General features: G+C 63.6%; 12 protein-coding genes and 1 tRNA gene. 5 read left to right on the plus strand and 8 right to left on the minus strand.

Going from position 1 to position 21,648, the window contains the following annotated elements:
* Positions 1-718 precede the first annotated feature (718 nt).
* The 4 genes from CABTHER_RS10235 to CABTHER_RS10245 form a co-directional block, all read right to left on the minus strand.
* On the minus strand, positions 719-5,683 hold the full coding sequence (locus CABTHER_RS10235; RefSeq protein WP_187288374.1) for a BACON domain-containing protein: 4,965 nt from the start codon (positions 5,681-5,683) through the stop codon (positions 719-721).
* Between the two features lie 1,668 nt (positions 5,684-7,351).
* Positions 7,352-7,477: a hypothetical protein gene (locus tag CABTHER_RS17685; protein ID WP_257721564.1), complete on the minus strand. Its 126-nt coding sequence runs from the start codon at positions 7,475-7,477 to the stop codon at positions 7,352-7,354.
* A gap of 911 nt (positions 7,478-8,388) precedes the next feature.
* A complete protein-coding gene (locus CABTHER_RS10240) occupies positions 8,389-9,462 on the minus strand; it encodes a WD40 repeat domain-containing protein (RefSeq protein ID WP_014100571.1) in 1,074 nt (357 codons plus the stop codon).
* Between the two features lie 45 nt (positions 9,463-9,507).
* Positions 9,508-10,875, minus strand: a complete 1,368-nt coding sequence (locus tag CABTHER_RS10245; RefSeq protein WP_014100572.1) for a CobW family GTP-binding protein — start codon at positions 10,873-10,875, stop codon at positions 9,508-9,510.
* Between the two features lie 164 nt (positions 10,876-11,039).
* On the opposite strand from CABTHER_RS10245, the gene CABTHER_RS10250 reads away from it, so the two are divergent.
* Both CABTHER_RS10250 and CABTHER_RS10255 read left to right on the plus strand, forming a co-directional pair.
* On the plus strand, positions 11,040-11,732 hold the full coding sequence (locus CABTHER_RS10250; protein WP_228374051.1) for an ABC transporter ATP-binding protein: 693 nt from the start codon (positions 11,040-11,042) through the stop codon (positions 11,730-11,732).
* 9 nt (positions 11,733-11,741) lie between these two features.
* Entirely contained in the window at positions 11,742-13,214 is a 1,473-nt protein-coding gene (locus tag CABTHER_RS10255; protein WP_014100574.1) for an ABC transporter permease, read from the plus strand.
* Between the two features lie 1,489 nt (positions 13,215-14,703).
* Here the strand turns inward: CABTHER_RS10255 and CABTHER_RS10260 are convergent.
* From CABTHER_RS10260 to CABTHER_RS10270, 3 genes are read right to left on the minus strand one after another with little or no spacing between them, the layout of a single operon-like run.
* The gene (locus CABTHER_RS10260) at positions 14,704-16,281 is read right to left on the minus strand and encodes a phytoene desaturase family protein (protein ID WP_014100575.1); all 1,578 of its coding nucleotides are present in this window, start codon (positions 16,279-16,281) and stop codon (positions 14,704-14,706) included.
* A gap of 9 nt (positions 16,282-16,290) precedes the next feature.
* A complete protein-coding gene (gene miaA / locus CABTHER_RS10265; protein WP_014100576.1) occupies positions 16,291-17,286 on the minus strand; it encodes a tRNA (adenosine(37)-N6)-dimethylallyltransferase MiaA in 996 nt (331 codons plus the stop codon).
* The gene (locus tag CABTHER_RS10270) at positions 17,283-17,582 is read right to left on the minus strand and encodes a hypothetical protein (protein WP_014100577.1); all 300 of its coding nucleotides are present in this window, start codon (positions 17,580-17,582) and stop codon (positions 17,283-17,285) included. The genes miaA and CABTHER_RS10270 overlap by 4 nt, the downstream gene beginning before the upstream one ends.
* 165 nt (positions 17,583-17,747) lie before the next feature.
* Here CABTHER_RS10270 and CABTHER_RS10275 point away from each other — a divergent pair.
* Positions 17,748-17,833: transfer RNA gene (locus tag CABTHER_RS10275), tRNA-Ser, on the plus strand.
* Between the two features lie 30 nt (positions 17,834-17,863).
* Entirely contained in the window at positions 17,864-18,094 is a 231-nt protein-coding gene (locus CABTHER_RS10280) for an AtpZ/AtpI family protein (RefSeq protein ID WP_014100578.1), read from the plus strand.
* A gap of 9 nt (positions 18,095-18,103) precedes the next feature.
* Here CABTHER_RS10280 and CABTHER_RS10285 read toward each other — a convergent pair whose 3' ends face one another.
* Positions 18,104-19,456, minus strand: coding sequence for an FAD-dependent oxidoreductase (locus CABTHER_RS10285; protein WP_014100579.1), 1,353 nt, complete (start codon positions 19,454-19,456; stop codon positions 18,104-18,106).
* A gap of 122 nt (positions 19,457-19,578) precedes the next feature.
* Between CABTHER_RS10285 and CABTHER_RS15975 the strand changes: the two genes are divergently transcribed.
* A complete protein-coding gene (locus tag CABTHER_RS15975; RefSeq protein WP_014100580.1) occupies positions 19,579-21,618 on the plus strand; it encodes a bifunctional serine/threonine-protein kinase/formylglycine-generating enzyme family protein in 2,040 nt (679 codons plus the stop codon).
* Positions 21,619-21,648 lie beyond the last annotated feature (30 nt).

Genomic DNA, 21,648 nt, shown 5'->3' on the forward strand with positions numbered 1-21,648 from the left:
GCGACGGGGGCATTGGGGGCATCGCGATCCGTGGGTTGAAACCCACGGCTAAATTCAACCGTCGCTACGCGACGATGGAGGATTTCAACCCGGCGGTGTCGTGATTGCCCGCACACAACGATACGGATTTGGGATACCTACGCCGTGGAACGGAAACCCACGGGCCGTAGGTCGTTGGTTGTAGGTTGCAACCGCATTTTTGCCGCGTAGCGGCAAATGAATTTTGCCGTGGGTTTCAACCCACGGATCACGGTCGCCCCCAATCATTTTCTGTCGCGTCAGCGACGGTTGAATTCCACCGTGAATGCTAATCCGTTGTGTATCCGTACGGTGACGCCCACATTCCTGTGTGTGGGGGAGATGCCCGTGTTGTTTGGTGATATTCAACCGCGATCCGTGGGTTCACCCACGATGGGTTTCAACCCACGGAATTTTTGCCGCGTAGCGGCAACGGAATTTTGCCGTGGGTTTCAACCCACGGATCACGGTCGCCCCCAATCATTTTCCGTCGCGTCAGCGACGGATGAATCATCACGTGACAAACCCACCACATCGCCGGGTTGGAATCCCCCCTCGTCGCGTAGCGACGGAACTGGAACGCGGGCAAGATGCCCGCGCTCCCAGGGAAAAAAGAGGGGCGGGTTCATCACCCGCCCCTACATCATTCACCCGCCGGGTACGGGCGGGATGATCACCCCGCCCGCACGGGCTGTGAAGATTACTGCCACCGGCCAATCACCGGACGGTCCGTCGCCAGACCGTAGTTGACCGTCAGATTGGCAACACCGGCCGTGTTGCTGTTGCGCAGGAAGAATGTCCCGGCACGGAACACCCCGATGGTTGTCACACCATCGTTGTCCCAGTCGCCGGCCACCGGCACATCATTCGGCGCACCGAAGAAGAACTGCAGGTCGGCCGGACCCGCCGTGTTGCTGTTGCGCAGCCCGAAGAACGCCACGCTCGCCCGGAACAGACCAATGGTCGTCACACCATCACCGTCCCAGTCGCCTACGATGGGCGTATCGGTCGGCAGCGCGTAGTTGATGACCACATCCGCCGGACCCGCCGTGTTGCTGTTGCGCAGCAGGAAGACCCCTGCCCGGAACAGCCCCACGGTCGTCGAGCCGTTGCCATCCCAGTCGCCCGCCAGCGGAATATCCCCTGGCTGCGTGCCGCTAATGGCAAAGGCCGGCACATCCGCAAAGCCCGCCGTGTTGCTGTTGCGCAGGAAGAACTGACCGTTCCGGAAGATGCCGATGGTCGTGACGCCGTCCGCATCCCAGTCGCCCGAAAGCGGCACGTCACCCGCCGTACCATAGAAGAAGTCGGTATCGGCATTGCCGGAGGTGTTCGAGAAGCGCAGGTAGAAGAAGCCGTTTGACGAACGGAACATCCCTACCGTGTCCGGGCCGGCCAAGTCCGGCGCCTGCGACACTGTCACCGTCTGCGCTGGCACACCCGGCGCCGTCACCGTGATGGTCGCCGACCGCGCCGCGCCGCTGTTGCGCCCAACCGAGAACGTCACCGTCCCCGTCGGACCGCCCGACGCGCCGCCCGTGATGACCAGCCACGGCGCACTGCTCGTCGCCGTGTACGTGCAGCCGGCCAGCGTCGTCACCGTGAAGCTGCCCGTGCCGCCCGTCACCGGAAGCGAAGTGCCTGTCGCCGTGCCGAGCGTCAGCGTGCAGGTGCCCGCCTGCGTGATGGTGATGTTCTGTCCGGCCACCGTGACCGTCGCCGAACGCGGTGCGCCGGTGTTTGCCGCCACCGTGAAGTTCACCGTGCTCGAACCGGAACCGCTCAACGGACTGGCCGAAATCCAGGTCGGGAGACCCGTAATCGTCCAGGTGCAGCCGGCACCGGTCGTGATCTGGAACTGACCCGTGCCGCCAGCCACAGGGAAGCTCGCCGGCACAGCCGTCGCCGTGTACGTGCAGCCCGAAGCCGGACCCTGGGTGAAGGTGAAGGTCGTCGGCGGTGGCGACGTGCTGGTTTCACTCGGCAGCGTCACCGTCACCGAACCCGTCCGGTTCGCCCCTGTGTTGTTGGGGGAGACGTTGATGATGATGTCCGCAAAGCTCGGTCCCGGACCAGCCGTGCGCGGCACCACACCGACAATGGTCACAAAGGTCGAGCCTGTCGAGACCGTCGGCAGCGCATCGCAGACCGACACCGCACTCCGGGTCAGCGAGCCAATCGTCAGGTTGCCGCCCGCCGGATTGATGGCCCCCAGATTGACCGTCCCCCCGGCTGGAAGCACCGTGAAGGGCGGGAAGGTCGGCGCTACCAGACCGTACGTGCAGCCTGTCTGCAGTGCCGCCACGCCAGGCCACCGGATGTCGAGGCTCAGCCCGTTCGGAGCGCCGGCATTGTCGTTCTGGAAGTCAGCCCGTGCCGATTCAAAGACGTTGAACAGCCCGCCGATGTAGGCCCGCCGCCGCGTCGGGTCAAGCGCGATGGTGTTGACCGCCATGGCCACGTTGGTCGCGTTGAAGAATCCCGTGCCAAAAGCCGGCGAGACGGAACCGCCCGGATAGTAGTTGATTTCTGGCAACGTTGCAGTTGGAGCAAAGACCGACGCCAGCGAACCCACACCGGGAACGGCATAGGGTCCGGGCTGGAAGGGCACCGTCACTCCGGGCGGCGGTTGCACCGCCAGCCAGCTAGAACGCGGAATGTTCAGGCTGTCCACCGTATCCGTAAAGGCCCCGTTGACCCCACACCGGAAGACACGCACCCGCGTGGTGTTGCTCGTGTACTGGGTGCCGCCAGCCGTACCCGGCCCGATGCGGAACGAACCGCCAATGATCGGCCGGTCATCGGCCTGCAGCGCAATCGCCCGCACAGTGCCTGCCGCCGTAAAGTTCAACTGCGCAAAGGTGGCATCGTGCCGCCCGTTGGTCTCAAAGCGCGTGAAGGCTGTACGTGGCAAATTGCCAGGAGCGCCTGTCTGGTTGAGGATGGTTGTAAATACACCACCCACGAGAATCCGTCCGGCATTGGGGCCGAGGCTCTGCCGTGCCAGGGCGAAAATCTCGCCGCCACGGCCGTTGGATGTGGCACCGCTGCCACCACCGCCCACACCAGCCGTTCCGGTCGGGAAGACCGTGCTGGTCGGCCCCGAAGAAAAGGTCAAATCCAGAAACCCGGCGCTGTCAAACCGCGCCAGATTGTACCGCGCTATACCGTTCGCCTTGCCGAACAGACCGCCTACGACAACGCTGCCGTCCGGCTGCAGCAGGATAGCGTTGACCCGCGCCCGGTTGTAGGCCACAGCCGGATTCGTGCGCGGGACACCGGGTGGTGGAATCGGATCATCGCAGAGGGAATAGTCGTCCACACCGGGCAGCGGCGCCAGCGGATCGCCAAAGCTCGTGTCCAGTGAGCCGTTGGGCAGCAGCCGCGCCAGCCCACCCCGCGGAATCCCGTTGTAACACTTGAACTCGCCCCCGATGAGAATCCGCCCGTTGGGCTGGAGCACGATGGCATTCACGCGCCCTTCGTTGGGGTTGAACTTCTCACCCGTCCCCGTCACCGGCGGCGTCGGCGTCGCATCGCAGTTGCCAGTCAAAGCCGGCAGCGCCGTCTGGGGATCCACTGTCGTGAAGCCAACGCCGGCGGTGCCAAAGCCGGTTGGGCCGCCCAGACGCATCACGGGATACCCCGGCGCATAGCTTGTCAGCCCAGCCCCCGGAGCAAACAGCGGGTCAATCGTCCCGTCGCTTTTCAACCGGATGAGATTGTTCCACGGCTGAAATGGCCCACCCGGACCGTCGGAAACCCGGTTGAACTGCCCGCCCACGTAGATGTTTCCGGCAGAATCCACGGCAATCGCCCGGATGGAGGGCGGATCGACAAAATCCACCCGGCGGAAGCCCTGTCCTGGCGTGATATTGATGTCCTGCGGTGGTGACACAAACGTGCCGTTATCTACATCGTTGCGGACAAGATAGCCGGAAATGTTCCGGAAGCGCGCTACGACGTTGACCGTCCCGCAGGGGTCAATCCGGTACAGCACGGCTTCAAGATCGTCGAGGGAGGCTGGCAAAGATGCGTTGCCATTGACCCCGACATCGCCCCCGATGAGCAGGTCGCCGTTGGGCAACAGCGCCGAGGCGTAGAACTGTGTCGGCCCCAGCGCCACAAAGCCCGGGAGCGTACCGGGATTGGGACCAAAAGGCGGCGGCGGCGGCGGCAGTGAAAACACCGGACCCAACGGGCTGGGAGGAGAATACAAATTGGTGAATGTCGCCACCAGTTTCTGTGCCGGGGCATTCAAGTTCTGTCCATACACCGTGGCATTCAAGAATGCCCCGCCAAACAGCGCCCCGCCGTTTGGTAATGGCTGGTTATTCGCCGCCATGGCCCGCACCACCGCCGGGTTCGCCGGGAAGAAGGGCGACCTTGTGAAGAAAGTGGGCTGAAGACCAGGGGTGATAGGATCAACGTCAACAACCAGACCGCCAGTCACTGGACTCAGAGCCACATCTGCAAACGCCGTGGTGGTTTCCTGCCCGCCAACGTGCAGGACGGATAGTAGAAGCGGTGGCGGTGGTGGAAGTGGGGGAGAGGGTGGTGGTGCTGTAAAATTCGGTGGTCCCCCAGTAAGCACCAGCGCCCGCACCGGGTTGGGAACCGATGTAGCAGGGTTAGGATTGAAGACAGTATCCAGTCCGGCAAAAAAAGAGAATTTGGCAACACGCGGACGAGCAACGTTCGGGGGGGAAGCAAACGTGACACAGTTGCCAAACTCCCCGCCAACGAAAATCTCACTCACGTTGGCAGGACTCACGCTGACGGCAATGGCGTTGATGGGACCGTCAAATCCTTTGAAAAAGTTGGTGAAGAAACCAACAGAGAAACTGAAAAAATCACCATCCGTGGGGAAAAACGCCACATTGAGGCACTCAAATGAAGGCGGTGGCGGAAATGGGCCGCCCTGAGCCAGATTGAAAGCGCCACCCACAACGATCCCCGGTAAGCCAAGACCACCCAATCTGTCAGCAAACTTGATCGCCCGCACCGGACCATTGACAGAAACCTGCACAGCAGGGGCTGTTTGGGGCCCCCAGAAAGTACCTGGGGTTGAATCAGGCCCCCCGTTTGGTAGAAGACGGGCGAGGTTTGTCCGGCCGCCAATCGTGCCGCCGTTGAGACCAACATAGATGTAGTCTGCGGTGGGATTGGGCACAGAGGGCGGCAAGAGCAAAGGTTCAACTTCCAGCGCCAGCACGGCTACAGTCGGCGGCGTCAGCGGCGGTGGGCTGAAGGTGGTATCCTGCGCGCCGTTCGGCAGCAACCGGAACAGCTGGGGCGCTGTCTCACAGCCGACCACGATGCGATCAGCCAACAGAGGCGTGCTTTGAACCACCAGAGCATTGACCACCGGTATGAGTAGCCCGGGAACAAAAGAAATATCCACCGTGCCGTTGGGATTCAACCGCATGAGGTTGCGGTAAACCTGGTTGGTTCCCGGAACGCGGTACACAAAGTTTCCGCCCACGATGAACTTGTTGGCATTGGCACCCACCCGCTGCACCGCAATGGCGCGAATCTCACCCGGCTCGGGAATGTTCACGCCAATCCGGTTCAGCAAATCCGTCATCTGAAAAGCGCCGGTGCCGCCGGAGGCATACCCGAAACTCCGGTCGGCACTGCCCGGCCCGGCGCCCAGCCCAGACACCGGCTGCGGGCCGCCGGGTCCGGGGCAGCCTTGACCATACGCGGTTCCGCTGGCGCCAAAGCACAGCAGCACCGCCCACGCAAGCAGCCATCGGAAGGATGGCGCTCTAAGATGCTGATGAGAGATCATTGTGTCCTCCTCATAGAAACTTCTGCTTGGTTGACTGAAGTACGGCTGCGCACGATACGCACACCGCGAAGCGATGTCAACCGAATGGTTTACTCGAAATACCAGTCTTTATGTGCACGACTACGAACTGGTAGCCCCAAAAAATTTCCGCCAACGCTAGCCCTTCTGACAGGTGCGCGTCAAGCCAAGCGTTGTGCCGGTCACGTTTGCTCCGAAGCGTTATGCCTTTGCCGGAACCATAAGGCCACTCACCTCCTCGAAGATGTTTACCCCGTGATCAGCGGTCACGTGGCGACCGCTCTCCGGCGCCGTGGGGTGCCGGAGAAGCACAACGCCGCCAACCGGCCGGTTGTATCCCTGCCCACACGATGCCCCCTGCGCGACGCTGGCGACGTACCCGTTGGATGCCGGGCTGGATGTCGGGTTGGACGCGCCGCCATAAGGGCTGGGTGACGGGACAGGCACCGCCGGGCAGACCAAACGCGCTCCCAGCCAGCCGTGCGCTGCGGTTCGGCTGGAGAGCCAGTTCCACCTTGTGCCGGTATTGAATAGGTGGGACTGCCTGAAAAAGCAAAGGCAGCCAAAAAGCTTCACAGGACAATGTTATAGAAAGCACAACAAGAGGCTCCAGAAACAACGATGGGCAGCAAAGATGCTTTGCGACCCGAAGCTGACGACCTGGCCAACCTGGCGCCGCCCATCAGGATGCGGAGACGTTGTTGCATAGTTTCAAGATGACTCTGGGCGGCACTCTATTACAGCGTTTGCGGGCGTGTCAAAGGTTTTCTTGGCGGGTGTTACCGTGGGGTAACGCTGCCTGGGAGCGCGGGCATCCTGCCCGCGTGGGCGTTGGGCATCGCACGATCCGGGGGTTGGAATCCGTTACGGGTTTGAACCTACGTTATGTTCAGGCGTCGCTACGCGACGCGGGACGATTGGGGGGAACATCCTCCCCCGGCGTTGAAACGCCGGGCTAAATTCAACCGTCGCTACGCGACGGGCCTGGGAGCGCGGGCGTCCCGCCCGCACAAATCCCCAACGGATGGCATTCAACCGTCGCTGACGCGACGGGGGATGGCGGGGGCGCTGCGACCCGTGGGTTAAAACCCATCGTGGGTGAACCCACGATCCGTGGGTTGAAACCCACGGCTAAAATCAATCGTCGCTACGCGACGGGGGGATTCCAACCCGGCGGTGTGGTGGGTTGGTCACGTGATGATTCATCCGTCGCTACGCGACGGGCCTGGGAGCGCGGGCGTCCCGCCCGCAAACCTGGGAGCACAGGCATCTTGCCCGCATGGGCCTGCATGAGTTAGAGGCATCACCGCGAGCCATCGGTTGAAACCCATCGTGGTTTTGAAACCCATGCATCTCAACCGTCGCTACGCGACGGGGGATGGCGGGGGCGCTGCGACCCGTGGGTTAAAACCCATCGTGGGTGAACCCACGATCCGTGGGTTGAAACCCACGGCTAAATTCATTTGCCGCTACGCGGCAAAAATTAGGTATCCTAAAATCCGCATTGTTGTGTGCGGGCAATCACGACACCGCCGGGTTGAAATCCTCCCTCGTCGCGTAGCGACGGCTGATTTTTGCCGTGGGTTTCAACCCACGGATCACGTCGCCCCAATTGGTTCCCGTCGCGTAGCGACGGATGAATGCCATCCGTCGGGGATTCATGCGGGCGGGACGCCCGCGCTCCCAGGGGTTTCGGTGGCCATTCCGTTCACATCACAAGGGTTGTATTCAACCGTCGCTGACGCGACGGGGGGATGGGGATCGCCCATGATCCGTGGGTTGAAACCCACGGCTAAATTCAACCGTCGCTACGCGACGATGGAGGATTTCAACCCGGCGGTGTCGTGATTGCCCGCACACAACGATACGGATTTGGGGATACCTACGCCGTGGAACGGAAACCCGGGGCCGTAGGGCGGAAACCCATAGGCCGTGAGGCGGAAACATGGGCCGTGGGACGGAAACCCGTGGATGTGGGCCGTTGGTTGGGGTTGCAACCGGTTTTTGCCGCGTCAGCGGCAACGGAATTTAGGATCACGATGCCCCCGATACCCCCCGTCGCATAGCGACGGTTGAATTTAGCCCGGCGTTTCAACGCCAGGGATGGGTTTCAACCCACGGATCACGATGCCCCCGATACCCCCCGTCGCATAGCGACGGTTGAATTTAGCCCGGCGTTTCAACGCCGGGGATGGGTTTCAACCCACGGATCACGTCGCCCCAATTGGTTCCCGTCGCGTAGCGACGGATGAATGCCATCCGTCGGGGATTTGTGCGGGCGGGACGCCCGCGCTCCCAGGGTTTCCGGTGGCCATTCCGTTCACATCACAAGTTGGAGGCGTCCCACAATCATCCCCCGTCGCGTAGCGACGATTGAATTTAGCCCGGCGTTTCAACGCCGGGGATGGGTTTCAACCCACGGATCACGTCGCCCCAATTGGTTCCCGTCGCGTAGCGACGGATGAATGCCATCCGTCGGGGATTCATGCGGGCGGGACGCCCGTACTACCAAGCTTGCGGGCGGGACGCCCGCGCTCCCAGGCCCGCACTCCCAGGTGCTACGCTGCAACAACGACTACGAGCACTTCCCCCTGCAAGCCGCCTGCGGCCAAACGCGCGCCGTCGCTGCGCCACGCCAGACATGCCACGCCACCCGCCACATCGTACCGCCCCACCGGCGACACCGTCCGGCCGGGCTTCTCCGGCGGACGCCACACCAACACCCCATCCTCCGCCCCCGACGCCAACACTCCCCCATCAGGACAGTACGCCAGCGCCGTCACCAGCCCGCTGTGCCCTTCCAGAACAATCGGTGTCGAACCCGCCGGCCCGTCTCCGGCAAAATCCCACAGCGTGACCGCCGCCCCACCACCCGTCGCCAGAAACCGCCCCGCCGGATGCCATGCCAACTCCCGCACCTTTATCATGTAGCCCGACATCACCAGGTCCTCTCCGGTCGTCACATCCCAGACGTGCACCGTGGCATCCTGATCGCCCACCACCAGATACCGCCCCTGCGGCTGCCACCGTACCGCCAGATGCGACCCCTTCCAGGCAAAGACTTCCGCCGGCAGGTCAGCGCCCGGCGTCCAGACCGTCAGCAGCCCATAGCATGCCGTCACCAGACACCGGCGCTGCGGATGCCAGTGCAGGTCGGCAATCGTACTCGTGTGGCGTACGTGCTCGCTGATGAGGTCGCCCGTGGGCGTCCAGAAACGCAGGACCTTGCCGGCCGCCGAAGCGAGTACGGCAGGCGCGCCGTCCTGATAGGGCGGACTCCACGCCACCCGCTCCACCCACGCCGCACCCGCCGGCAGGCTCACCAGCCGGTCGCCGGTCGTTGGCTCCCACAGGCACACCTGCCGGTCCTGCCCGCCGGTGGCGAGTACCGTGCCGTCCGCCGACCAGCTTAGCGTCATGCCGCCCGTCCGGTGCGCCGCGCATGACCAGCGTTGCTCCCCGGTTGCGCCGTCCCAGACCGTCAGCGTCCCGGCCGCCGACAGGGCCGCCAGATGCCCGCCATCCGGCGCCCATTCCAGCGCCACGACGCCATCATCCAGCACCGCCTGCCAGTCCACTTCAAGCTGGCGGGTCGCCCCCTTCAGAAACGCGGCAATCGAAGGCAAACGCACGGCACTCCCTCCCCTGAACGGCACTCCCTCCCCTGATCGGTCGCCCTAAGACGAAACCAGACAGGACCGGAAGCCGGCTTCCAGCGCGGCGCGGTCAAGATGCCGCCCGATGAACACCAGTGCGTTGTGGCGCGGCTCGGCGCCCCACGGGCGGTCGGGGCGTCCGTCAAACACCATGTGGACGCCCTGAAAGACGAACCGGCGCGGGTCGCCGGCAAGGCTGAGGATGCCCTTCATGCGGAAGATGTCCGGGCCCTGCGTCTGAAGCAGCTCCCCAATCCAGGCATTCAGCCGCTTGGGGTCAAGGTCGCCCGGCAGCTTGATGCCGACGGAAGTCACCTCGGCGTCGTGTTCGTGGTCGGGCTTGTAGGCGCGGCTGTGGAGCGGAGCGACTTCCCTGCCTCCCTGCCGCAGCACGGCTGCAAACTCTTCAGGATGATGCTGGGTCAACAGTACGTAATGCCCGGTCTGGGGTACGTCCAGCGTCAGGCGCGTCGGGCCATCGGCAGCCAGGCGAAGCTGCCGCAGCCGGGGTTCGGGCGTCAGGCGGTGGCCGGTCGTCACCGGCTCCGGTTCTTCGGAAAACAGGACGATGGCCCGGTCGGTCAGCGCCGCCAGCGGGTCGTCCGCACCTTCCGGGGCCGGCAGAAACAGCAGGTCAAGCGTCGGGTCGGGGCCGGGCTGTAACTCCAGCGTCGCCTCGCCGGCCGTAAGCGCGTAGAGGCCGCCGTACTCGAAGGGATACTCCGGCTCCAGAAACTGCGGGTCCACGGCCAGCGCCCGGTCGAGGTCAAACGCGCCAATGTCCAGCAGGGCTTCGACGGGTGCATTCGCGTGCTGTGTGCGCCGGATGTTCGCCGTGGCGTTCATGGCGCGGATGCGCTGTTCGAGGCGCTCCAGCGTGGCGGCGTCCACGAGGTCGGTCTTGTTGATGAGGATGACATCGGCAAAGGCAATCTGCTCCTGGACTTCGTTCGTATCGAAGTGTTCCCAGACGTGTTTGGCATCCACGAGCGTCACAATGCCGTCAAGACGGGTCTGGCGCTGGATTTCCTCATCCACGAAGAAGGTCTGCGCCACGGGACCCGGATCGGCCAGTCCCGTCGTTTCCACGAGGATGTAGTCAAACTTGTGGCGGCGCTTCATCAGGCTGCCCAGAATCCGAATCAGATCGCCCCGGACGGTGCAGCAGATGCAGCCATTGTTCATCTCGAAGATTTCCTCTTCGGCTTCGATGACCAGCTCGTGGTCCACCCCGATTTCCCCGAACTCATTTTCGATGACGGCAATGCGCTTGCCGTGCTGTTCGGAGAGCAGCCGGTTGAGCAGGGTCGTTTTCCCGGCGCCCAGAAAACCGGTCAGCACCGTGACCGGGACGCGCTGCGGCGCGGCCTGTGTGCCAGCCGATGACATACGTGAAGTTCCTCCCTGGATGGATTTCCGGCACGGCCGGAGTGCCACGGCGTGAATTTCTGGAACGGCCGGCTTTGCCAGCCGTCCTGAAGTTGGGTAAAGTGCGGCACAGCCTGACTGTAGTTAGGAATAATCCTAGTCGCAACCCGGCGCGGTGCAGCCTGATGTTGAACGGCAACCTAGCCATGTCTCTGCTTCAGATACGTCAACTGCGTGTGCAGTATCCGGGTCCTGATGGCGAGCCGCCGACGCCGGTGCTGGACATCCCCGACTGGGGCGTAGCCGCCGGCGAACAGGTCGCGCTGGTGGGCGCCAGCGGTTCGGGCAAGACGACGCTGCTCCACGTCGTGGCGGGCATTGTCCTGCCGGACAGCGGCGAAGTACGGCTGGGCGATACGGACATCACGCGCCTTGACGAAGCCAGCCGTGACCGTTTCCGCGCCGCCAACATCGGGTACATCTTCCAGCAGGTGCACCTGCTGCCGGCCTTTACGGCGCTGGAAAACGTCCTGCTGGGGATGACGTTTGCCGACAACCGCGCCGGTACAGCCGAAGCGCTGGCGTTGCTCGAAAGCGTCGGGCTGCGGGAGCGGGCGCGGTACTTTCCCCGGCAACTCTCGGCCGGGCAGCAGCAGCGCGTTGGGATTGCGCGGGCGCTGGCAAACCGGCCCCGGCTGGTGCTGGCCGATGAGCCGACCAGTGCGCTTGATGCGCGCCACCGCGATGCCGTCATTGACCTGATGCAGCGCCTGTGCCAGGACATCGGCGCGGCGCTCGTCGTGGTCACGCACGACGAGGCCGTGGCGCGCCGGTTCCCGACGACAATCCGCTTGGCCGACATCAATCACGTCAAATGAGGCGCACCAATGCACACCCTGACGGTCATCTACCGCAACCTGCGCCAACGCTGGCTTTCCACGGGTCTGACCGCCCTTTCCATCGGGCTGGGGGTGGCGCTGGTCACGGCCATTACGGCGCTGCGCCAGCAGGCGCAGGCGAATTTTGACAATGTGGCGGCGTCGTACGAACTCGTCGTCGGAGCCAAGGGGTCGCCGTTGCAGCTTGTACTCAACACGGTGTTTCACCTGGATGTGCCGGTGGGCAACCTGCCATACAGCTACTACCGCAAGCTCAAGGCCGATGACCGCGTGGCCTACGCCATACCGCTGGCGCTGGGGGATAACTACCGGGGCTTCCGGCTGGTCGGCACGGAACCGGAATACTTCAATCTCGTGCGGCTCAAGGACGGGCAACCGGTTGCGGTGGCGCAGGGGCGTCCGTTTGCGGCTGACTACGAGGCGGTGATTGGCAGCGTGGTCGTGCGGGAAACCGGGCTGGGGCTGGGGCAGACCTTTGTGGCGCGGCATGGGGTCGAAGACACGGCGGCCGCTGAGGAACACGAAGACGCACCGTTTACCGTCGTGGGCATCCTGCGCGAAACCGGTACGCCGCTGGACCGGGTGATTTTCATTTCGCTGGGCAGCGTGGATGAAATTCACCAGGAAAGCCGCGACAAGGGCGGGAAAAGCCTGCTCGAACAGCTTGAAGCTCTGCCGGCTGAACCGTCCGGCAGCCCGCCGGAAGACAGGCCAGAAGACAGGAACGATCACGATCACCACCATCACCACCGCAAAAAGCCGGCGGCTCCGCCGGTTGGCGATACACCGGGCGGCGACAAACCGGCCGTTCTGCCGGGCCAGACCACATCAGCCCCAGCCGCACCAAATCAGGCCGCAGTGGGCGTACCGGGACAGGCCATAGATGAAGTGACGGCGATCATCGTCAAGCTGCGCTCGCCGGGTTATCTGTTTCTGATGCACCGTGAAATCAACAAGGGCAAGGATGCTCAGGCGGCGCTGCCGGGCGTCGAGGTGCAGAAGCTGTTCACCATCGTAGGGACGGTTGACCGGGCGCTGCTGCTGATGTCTGTGCTGGTCGTCGTGGTGGCGGCGGTTTCGGTACTTGTGGCGATTTACAACTCACTGGCCGAGAGGCGGCGGGAAGTGGCCGTGCTGCGGGCGCTGGGGGCGCACCGGCGGACGGTTTTCGGCTGGCTGGTCTGGGAAGCGGCCATGACGGCGGCGCTGGGCGGCGTGGTGGGCGTGCTCCTGGGGCATGCTCTGCTGGCAGTGGCGGGCAGCAGTTTGAAGTTCCTGAGCGGGCTGCCGCTTGATCCGTGGCGCTGGACGCGGCTGGAAGTCGGGCCGGCGTGGCTGACGGCTTACGTGCCGTTTGAGGTGGCGGTCATTGCCGGGACACTGGTGCTGGGAGCGGTGATGGGGCTGCTGCCGGCGGCGCTGGCATACCGGACGAATGTGGCGCGGCATTTGAGCGAGTGAAGGTGGGCATCACCTGGGAGCGCGGGCATCTTGCCCGCAAGCCTGGGAGCGCGGGCGTCCCGCCCGCATGAATCCCCGACGGATGGCATTCATCCGTCGCTGACGCGACGGGAACCAATTGGGGGGCGACACGATCCGTGGGTTGAAACCCATCGTGGGTGAACCCACGATCCGTGGGTTGAAACCCACGGCTAAATTCCGTTGCCGCTACGCGGCAAAGATGCGGTTGCAACCCACAATCAACGACCCACGGGTCTCCGATGGCCCACGGCCACGGGTCTCCGCCCCATGGCACGGGTATCCGACGCCTCCCGTCGTCGCGTAGCGACGGATGAATTTTGCCGTGGGTTTCAACCCACGGATTGGGGCAACCCCATCCACCCGTCGCGTCAGCGACGGTTGAATCATTGCGTGACCAACCCACCACGTCACCGGGTTGTCCCCATCGCGTAGGGAAACGCACCGCATCGGCCCGCGTCGCGTAGCGACGATTGAATTTTGCCGTGGGTTCAACCCACGGATTGTGTGATGCCCAATGTCCACGTGGGCGGGACGCCCACGCCTTACATTCACCCGTCGCTACGCGACGGAAACCAAATTGGGGGGCGCGGCGGTCCGTGGGTTGAAACCCATCGTGGGTGAACCCACGATCCGTGGGTTAAAACCCACGGCTAAATTCAGTTGCCGCTACGCGGCAGAAATGCGGTTGCAGCCCACGACCAACGGCTCACGTCCACGGGTTTCCGTTCCACGGCCCACGGGTTTCCGTTCCACGGCGTAGGTATCCCAAAATCCACATCGTTATGTGCGGGCAATCACGACACCGCCGGGTTGAAATCCTCCCCCGTCGCGTAGCGACGATTGAATTTAGCCCGGCGTTTCAACGCCGGGGTACAGGTTTCAACCCACGGATCACGGACGCCCCAATGCCCCCCGTCGCGTAGCGACGGTTGAATATCACCAAACCACACGGGCATCTCCCACACACGGGAATGCGAATGCCACCTTACGGATACACAACGGATCAACATCCACGGTGGAATTCAACCGTCGCTGACGCGACGGAAAATGATTGGTGGGCGACCTTGATCCGTGGGTTAAAACCCACGGCTAAATTCAGTTGCCGCTACGCGGCAGAAATGCGGTTGCAGCCCACGACCAACGGCCCACGTCCACGGGTTTCCGTCCCACGGCGTAGGTATCCCAAAATCCACATCGTTATGTGCGGGCAATCACGACACCGCCGGGTTGAAATCCTCCCGCGTCGCGTCAGCGACGGTTGAATTTAGCCCGGCGTTTCAACGCCGGGGTACGGGTTTCAACCCACGGATCACGGACGCCCCAATGCCCCCCCGTCGCGTAGCGACGATTGAATTTAGCCGTGGGTTTCAACCCACGGATCGCGAGGACCCCATATCGGTTCCCGTCGCGTCAGCGACGGTTGAAATTGGGATGCGGGCAAGATGCCCGCGCTCCCAGGCCCGTCGCGTCAATAACGGTTGAACGCTATTTGTTTCATGCGGGCGGGACGCCCGCGCTCCCAGGCTTGCGGGCGGGACACCCGCATTCCAATGTCGCGCCAGGCATTGATGCCGGAAAGCGCACAGGCCGGTGTTCCCTGCCCTGGAAACACCGTGTCGCCCACCAGCCAGAAGTCGGGCAGGCCCACATCACGTGAACCAATCCCGAACAGGTTGCTGTTCCACAGGGTTGTCCGCAGACCGCCGACCATGCCTTGCGCGCGGCCCGTGTAGCGCGCAAAGGTGCGGGGCGTTCCCGGCAACGCACACTCGATGCCTTCCCGAAGATTCGGAAACACCCGCTCCGCTGCCGTCAGCAGCCGCTCCACCACGGCCGCCCGCCGCGCTGCATAGTCTTCCGGCGACAACTCCCACCACGGGGATACTTCCGTGTGCGTGGAAAGATTCAGTGTCCGGCGACCTGGCGGGGCGCTGGCGCGATCATCCACTTCGCTCAAACTGAGAAAGGCGCTGTTGCCGTCGTCCAAGGGCGCGCCGTACTCCAAAAGTACCTGGTGATTGAGCGGCGTATCGTCGGGAATGACCTCCGCCCGGACGCCCAGATAGAGCGTAAATGCCCCCCAGCCCACGCCAGCCTTGTTCAGAGGACGCTTCATCTGGCGCGACACATCCGCCGCCACCAGCGACGGCACGTTCCAGATGGGCAGGTTGGCCACCACCCGCGGCGCATGCACGGTCAGCCCCCGGTCAGTCTCCACCGTGTAGCCGCCACCCGCAGCCGGAGTGATGCGTGTCACCCGCTGGCGCAGCCGAAGTACGCCGCCCAGCTCACGGAACGCTGCCACATGCGCCTTGATAAAGCTCTTCATGCCGCCGCGCGCGCGCCGGATGCCGTGGCGGTAAATGTCCAGCCCGGCCGCGCCGTTCAGAAAAGGCGCCCGCGCCGCTGTTTCCTGCACCGTGATGAGCAGTAGCCCGTCAAGAAAAGCCCGCAGCGGGGCATGGTCAGCCAGCCGGTAGCGCCGCAGCACGTCTTCCACGGTCGAAAACAGGTAGGGCGCTGCGCGGAGAAAATCCGGCGAAACCAGACGCAGGTTGGCGACGACATCACGCCAGTGGCGCAGCGGCAGCACCGGCAGTTTGGCCGTCGCCGTCCAGAGCGTGTCGGCCGTCCGGTCCACAAGCTGCCAGAAGGCGCGCAGCCGCTCCGCCTCTTCGGGCGTCCGGGCAAAGCGCACCACGCGCTCATGCGCCCAAATTTCAGGGTTGTGCGCGATGTGAACACAGCGGTCGGGCAGGTGAACATCCACCTGTTTGATGAGGGTGCTTTCGGGCAGCGGCCATCCAAGCCGGTTGAACACCTGCGTGTGGAGACCAGCCGGGTCGAGCCCCATCAGCACCGTTGCGCCCACATCGAAGTTGTAGCCCTTGTGGAAAAAGTACCCGGCGCAGCCGCCAGCCTTGTCGTGGGCTTCGAGCAGCAGCGTCCGGTAGCCGTCGTGCTGGAGTAACAGGGCAGCCGTCAAACCGGCCACGCCAGCACCAATGACCACCACATCGAAGGTTGTTTCGGCTAAGGGACGCATCACCAGGCATCATAGGGAGGGCGATGCACTCGTGGGAAGCTCACCTGCCAGTTGAGTCCCCGGACGCACTGGCGCCGGCGCACGTAACAGCTCCAGCGCCTGCCGCTGCACTTCCGGGTCGCTGCCAAAGCCGGCCAGCCAGTGGGCCTCCGGCTCGCGTCGCCACCAGGAAAGCTGGCGTTTGGCATAGTGGCGGGTGTCGGTTTTCATCTGCTCGACGGCTGAGGCGTAGGTACGCTCACCCCGCAGGTACTCGATGAACCGCCGGTAGCCATGCGCCTGGAAGGCTTCGGCATCGGGCGGGACGCCGGCCGCCAGCAGCCGGCGGATTTCATCGAGCAGACCGGCAGCGACCATGGCTTCGACGCGGGCATTGATGCGGGCATAGAGTTCGGCGCGCGGCGGCGACAGCACCAGCAGCCGCATACGCGCCACAAAGGGCGGTGGTGGCGCAAGCTGCCGTTGCCGTTGCGACAGAGGCGTGCGCGTGCACAGGAAAAACTCCAGCGCCCGCATGGTGCGCGACCAGTCGTTGGGTTGCAGGCGCGCCGCCGTCGCCGGGTCGAGCCGCCGGAGCATGCGGTGCAGCCACGGTGCGCCACGACGGGCCCGGATGGCATGCAGACGGGCGCGCAGACGCAAGTCGGTCGGGTTGTCTTCGGCAAAGAGGCGGCCGCGCAGGGCGTCGAAGTAGAGACCCGTGCCGCCGACAAACACGGCCGTGCGCCCACGGGCTTCGATGTCAGCCAGACAGGCCGTGGCTTCGCGGGCGTAACGGCCGGCGGTGTAGTGCTCGGCCGGGTCAGCAACATCAATCAGGTGGTGCGGCACAAGCGCGCGCAGCGCTGGCGGCACCTTGGCTGTGGCCACGTCCAGGCCGCGATAGACCTGAATGGAATCGAGGTTGATGATTTCTCCGTCCAGCGCCCGGGCCACAGCCAGCCCCAGGTCACTTTTCCCGGAGCAGGTCGGCCCGACGATGACCGGAATGGGGCGCGGGGTCATCCGTGGCGGCGGCGTATGTCACTGCGCCGCACTTCGGCAATTTCATCGTCGGTGCTGCGCCGGCGTTGGCCGCGCCGTTCATCCACTTCACTGATACCGGAAGCGCGCCGGACAAGGTGAATGGCACGGTCACGGGTTTTTTTGACTTCGCGCCGGCCATCCTCCCACTGGATTTCGATAGCGCCGTCGGGGCCGGGGGTGATGATGCGGACGACCTCGCCGTACTGCATCCCATGCCCGGCGGCAAAGGAGACTTCATCGCCGATTTGGTACTCAAAATGCTGACGCTGCGCCATGGCGCGTAATCCTCGCTTGCAACGGACATCAGGCCGCCCCAAGGCAGAAGTCATAGGGCCATCTGTGACGGCAGCCGTGCGGCGGCAGGTGCGGATTGTAGCGCAATCTTGTCGGCGTGGCGCCGCCGGGCTATAGTCGGGCTGCATTGGTCACGGGTTTTCTGCGGAGGGTTGGCAGAATGGCTAATGCACCGGTCTTGAAAACCGGCGTCCGAAAGGACATGTGGGTTCGAGTCCCATGCCCTCCGCCACCTCCCTCCTAATCTGCATTCGCCGCACGGATGCCGTCGCCCCAGAATTCGGACAATGACGAAGCAGCCCAGCGGGCCCGGATGCTCACGGCGGCCGGGCTGGCGCTGGGGCTGCCGATGACCATCCTGGGTTCGTTTCTGGTGGGCTACTGGCTGGACCGCCAGCTTCAGACGGCACCGCTGTGGTTCTTTCTGCTTGGGATCGCCGGGCTGGTCAGCAGCGCCCGGCTGCTCTACCGCCTGTGGGAGCAGCTCCGGTAAGTCGCCCGCTCAGCGTCCTGCCGGCCAGAGCCACCACAGCAGCGCCAGCAGCACCAGCAGCGCCAGCGTGGCCAGCGCCGCATCCAGCCAGCGGTCCTGACGGGCAGCGCGCGCGCGGGCTTCAGCGTAGGGAATGCGCGTAAATGACACCATTGTGTAGAGCGGCAGAAACCGGTCGCCCAGCAGGTTCGAGAGGGCGTATTCGAGACGCCGCCGCATCAGAAACCACGGCGAGGCCACCTTGGCGCGCATTTCCAGGTAGTTTTCGTAGGCGAGTTCGGCCAGGGCATCGGTGTTGACCTTGCGCTGCTGCTGGTAGTCCAGAAAGGCTGCGCTGGTGTCGCCGTTGTGCCGGCGGAGGCATTCATCCAGCACAAAGCAGTCTTCAAACGAGGCGTTCATGCCCTGCCCGTAAAACGGCACGACGGCATGGGCTGCATCGCCGATGAGCACGACGCGCCCGGCGTACTGCCAGGGAAAGCAGCGGATGGTCACCATCGAGCCGGTCGGGTTGTGCTGGAAGTCTTCCACCAGCGTCGGCATCAGGGGCGTGACATCGGGGAAGTGGCGATCGAAAAAGCGCCGGATGGCATCTTCATCGGTCAGGCTGGCAAAGCTTTCCGCGCCTTCGTATGCCAGAAACAGCGTGCAGGTAAACGAGCCATCCAGATTGGGCAGCGCAATGAGCATGAAGTCCTGGCGGGGCCAGATGTGCAGGTAGTTTTTCTCCAGCGCATGCTGGCCGCCAGGCAGGGCCGGGATGGTCAGTTCCTTGTAGCCGTGCGGGAGAAACGTCTGGGCGTAGTCATAGCGGTCGGTGCGCTGAAGCGCCTGGCGGATGGCCGAAAAAGCCCCATCAGCGCCAACGACCGTCCGGGCGCTTACCTGACGGACAGTGCGCGTGCGGGTGTCTTCAATCTCCAGCGTCATGGAAGAAAGGTTCAGCCCCACGCAACGCGACTGGAAGTGGATTTCCAGGTTGGGCCAGTGGGCAGCGGCATCGAGCAGGGCGCAATTCAACTGGTGACGCGAAATGGAGAAGATGGTTTCTTCCGGTGTGCGGCCGTAGGGCTGGAACGTCAGCTCCCCCTGCAGGCTGTGGATCATGCGCCCGCGCATGGGGATGGTCAGCGGATGGATGACCGGAGCGAGGCCAAGGGCTTCAAGGGCATGCAGCCCCCGCCGCGACAGCGCCAGATTGATGGAACGGCCGCGCGGTACGGAATGCGTCCGCATATCCGGCAGGCGTTCATAGAGGGTGACGCGGTTGCCCTGGCGGGCAAGGTAGAGCGCCGCCAGCGTTCCAGCCAGTCCGGCACCGCACACCGTGAAACTGGGCGCAACCATCAGTTCGTCAGACATCGTGTGAAGACAGGCTTACAAAGAGGTTTGACATTCGGGGTGGGGTTTCCAACAATCAAGCCTGGCCGCACCACAGCTTTCAAGCACAAGTGACGCACGCCCAGGCAACCAAGCAGACCACAATGAAACAGTGTCCAGCATGTGGGCAACAATACGAAGACAATGTGACCTTTTGCCCGGTGGACGGCAAGGGTCTCATTCCGCTGCTCATTGATGGCAAATACCGCATCGAGAAAAAAATCGGCGAAGGCGGCATGGGGCAGGTCTATCGCGCCATCCACGTCGAGATTGGGACGCCGTTTGCCGTCAAGGTGCTGCACGCCCAGTTTGGCGAGGATGAAAAAGCCGTCGCGCGTTTCCGGCGCGAGGCGCAGGCCGCCGCTCAGATTCGCCATCCCAATGCGGTCAGCGTCACGGACTTCGGTGTGACGAAGGACTCCAACCTGGTGTACTTCGTCATGGAATACCTCGAAGGCGAATCGCTGGGGGAACGACTGCGGGAAACGCATGCGCTGCCGATGGAAGACATCCACTTCATCTATTCCTGTGTGTGTTCGGCCCTGCATGCGGCGCATCTCAAGGGCATTGTTCACCGGGATGTCAAACCCGACAACATTTTTCTGCTGCTCGATGAGGAGCGGAATATCAAGGATGTCAAGGTGCTCGACTTTGGCATTGCCAAACTCAAGCGTCAGGACAAAAACACCCTGACGGCTTCCGGGACGGTCATCGGGACGCCCGATTACATGTCGCCGGAGCAGTGCCAGGGTCTTGAGTTGGATGCGCGCTCGGACATCTACAGCCTGGGGGTCATCCTGTATGAGCTGTTCACCGGGCGCGTCCCCTTCCAGAGCGAAAGCGCCATGACCACGCTCATGGCGCATGTCTCCCAGCCGCCACCGCCGCCAGTCACCATCAACCCTGCCGTACCACCCGGCATCAACCGTCTCATTCTGCGCACTCTGGCGAAGCAGCCCCATGAGCGGCCGGAGACCGCTCTTCACTTGCTCGGCGAACTTGAACAGGCCTTGCAGGAAGCCGGTGTGCAGCTTGGCACGGCTTCAATGACAAATTTGCTCAAAACCCAGCGCCACGTCGGCCGCAGCACGGTGGGCGGAAGCAAAGCACCCACGACTGACGTGACTGAAGGAACGCCAACCACCAATCGCACGCTGGCGCTGTCGGGGGCGAATATCGCTGTCGAGCGGGCAACCGTGGAAAGCCAGCGGGCGACAGGCTTGAACCGCAAAAGCACCTCTGAACCGGGAGGTGAAACAAAGACGTATGTCGCGGTGGATGGCAAGCGGGCTGTGGGCGCCAGGCTATGGCTTCCCTTTGCCGCCGTGGTGGGACTGGTGGTGGTCGGGCTGATCGCCGGCGGCGGGTGGTATCTTTCCCGGCGCGCAGCCACAGCCGGGCAGGGAGCCACAAACTTGGACTCTCCCAAACCACCCCCAGCGCCGCCGGGAATGGTCTATATCCCCGGCGGGACGTTTATCATGGGCAACAACGCCAGTGCTGACGACTTTGAAAAGCCGGAGCATGAACGCCAGGTCGCCCCGTTCTTCATGGACCGCACGGAAGTCACCAACGAGCAGTACGCCCGGTTCGTCCAGGAAACCGGACACCCGCCGCCACCCAACTGGAAAGGCGAGAAAACCTTTCCGCCAGGGACGGCCAAACTGCCCGTTGCTGAGGTCAGTTGGGATGACGCGCAGGCTTTTGCCAAATGGGCCGGTAAACGTTTGCCCACGGAAGTCGAATGGGAGTATGCCGCGCGGGGTACTGACCGTCGGCTTTATCCGTGGGGGATGGAGTTTGATCCGACAAAACTCAACGCCGGCCGTGACATCAGCCAAATCAAAGACCAACGCCGCCAGGTGGGAAGTTTTCCGGGCGAAAGCCCCTTCGGTCTGCTGGATATGGCTGGCAACGTGGCGGAGTGGACGGACAGCGGCTATGACCTCTATCCCGGCAGTCAGGCCGTCATCAAACCTCAGTTCCAGCCGCTCAAGATCATTCGTGGTGGCTGCTTTGCCGACGACGCCCGCAAGACGATGGTGACGCGCCGCCTGATGAATGAGCGTACGTTCCGCGATCTTTCAACGGGCTTCCGCTGCGCCAAGGACGCTCCGCCAGCCAAGGCGGCCGCCACACCATAGCGCGGTGGGCAGGTTCCACGTCCTACATAT

Source organism: Chloracidobacterium thermophilum B (assembly GCF_000226295.1).
Classification (GTDB): Bacteria; Acidobacteriota; Blastocatellia; order Chloracidobacteriales; family Chloracidobacteriaceae; genus Chloracidobacterium; species Chloracidobacterium thermophilum.

Bases quoted from the DNA above. Each gene is read 5' to 3' on its own strand.
- CABTHER_RS17685 (WP_257721564.1), bottom strand. From the start codon at position 7,477: ATGGCATTCATCCGTCGCTACGCGACGGGAACCAATTGGGGCGACGTG.
- CABTHER_RS10245 (WP_014100572.1), bottom strand. From the start codon at position 10,875: ATGTCATCGGCTGGCACACAGGCCGCGCCGCAGCGCGTCCCGGTCACG.
- CABTHER_RS10250 (WP_228374051.1), top strand. From the start codon at position 11,040: ATGTTGAACGGCAACCTAGCCATGTCTCTGCTTCAGATACGTCAACTG.
- CABTHER_RS10255 (WP_014100574.1), top strand. From the start codon at position 11,742: ATGCACACCCTGACGGTCATCTACCGCAACCTGCGCCAACGCTGGCTT.
- CABTHER_RS10260 (WP_014100575.1), bottom strand. From the start codon at position 16,281: ATGCGTCCCTTAGCCGAAACAACCTTCGATGTGGTGGTCATTGGTGCT.
- miaA (WP_014100576.1), bottom strand. From the start codon at position 17,286: ATGACCCCGCGCCCCATTCCGGTCATCGTCGGGCCGACCTGCTCCGGG.
- CABTHER_RS10270 (WP_014100577.1), bottom strand. From the start codon at position 17,582: ATGGCGCAGCGTCAGCATTTTGAGTACCAAATCGGCGATGAAGTCTCC.
- CABTHER_RS10280 (WP_014100578.1), top strand. From the start codon at position 17,864: ATGCCGTCGCCCCAGAATTCGGACAATGACGAAGCAGCCCAGCGGGCC.
- CABTHER_RS10285 (WP_014100579.1), bottom strand. From the start codon at position 19,456: ATGTCTGACGAACTGATGGTTGCGCCCAGTTTCACGGTGTGCGGTGCC.
- CABTHER_RS15975 (WP_014100580.1), top strand. From the start codon at position 19,579: ATGAAACAGTGTCCAGCATGTGGGCAACAATACGAAGACAATGTGACC.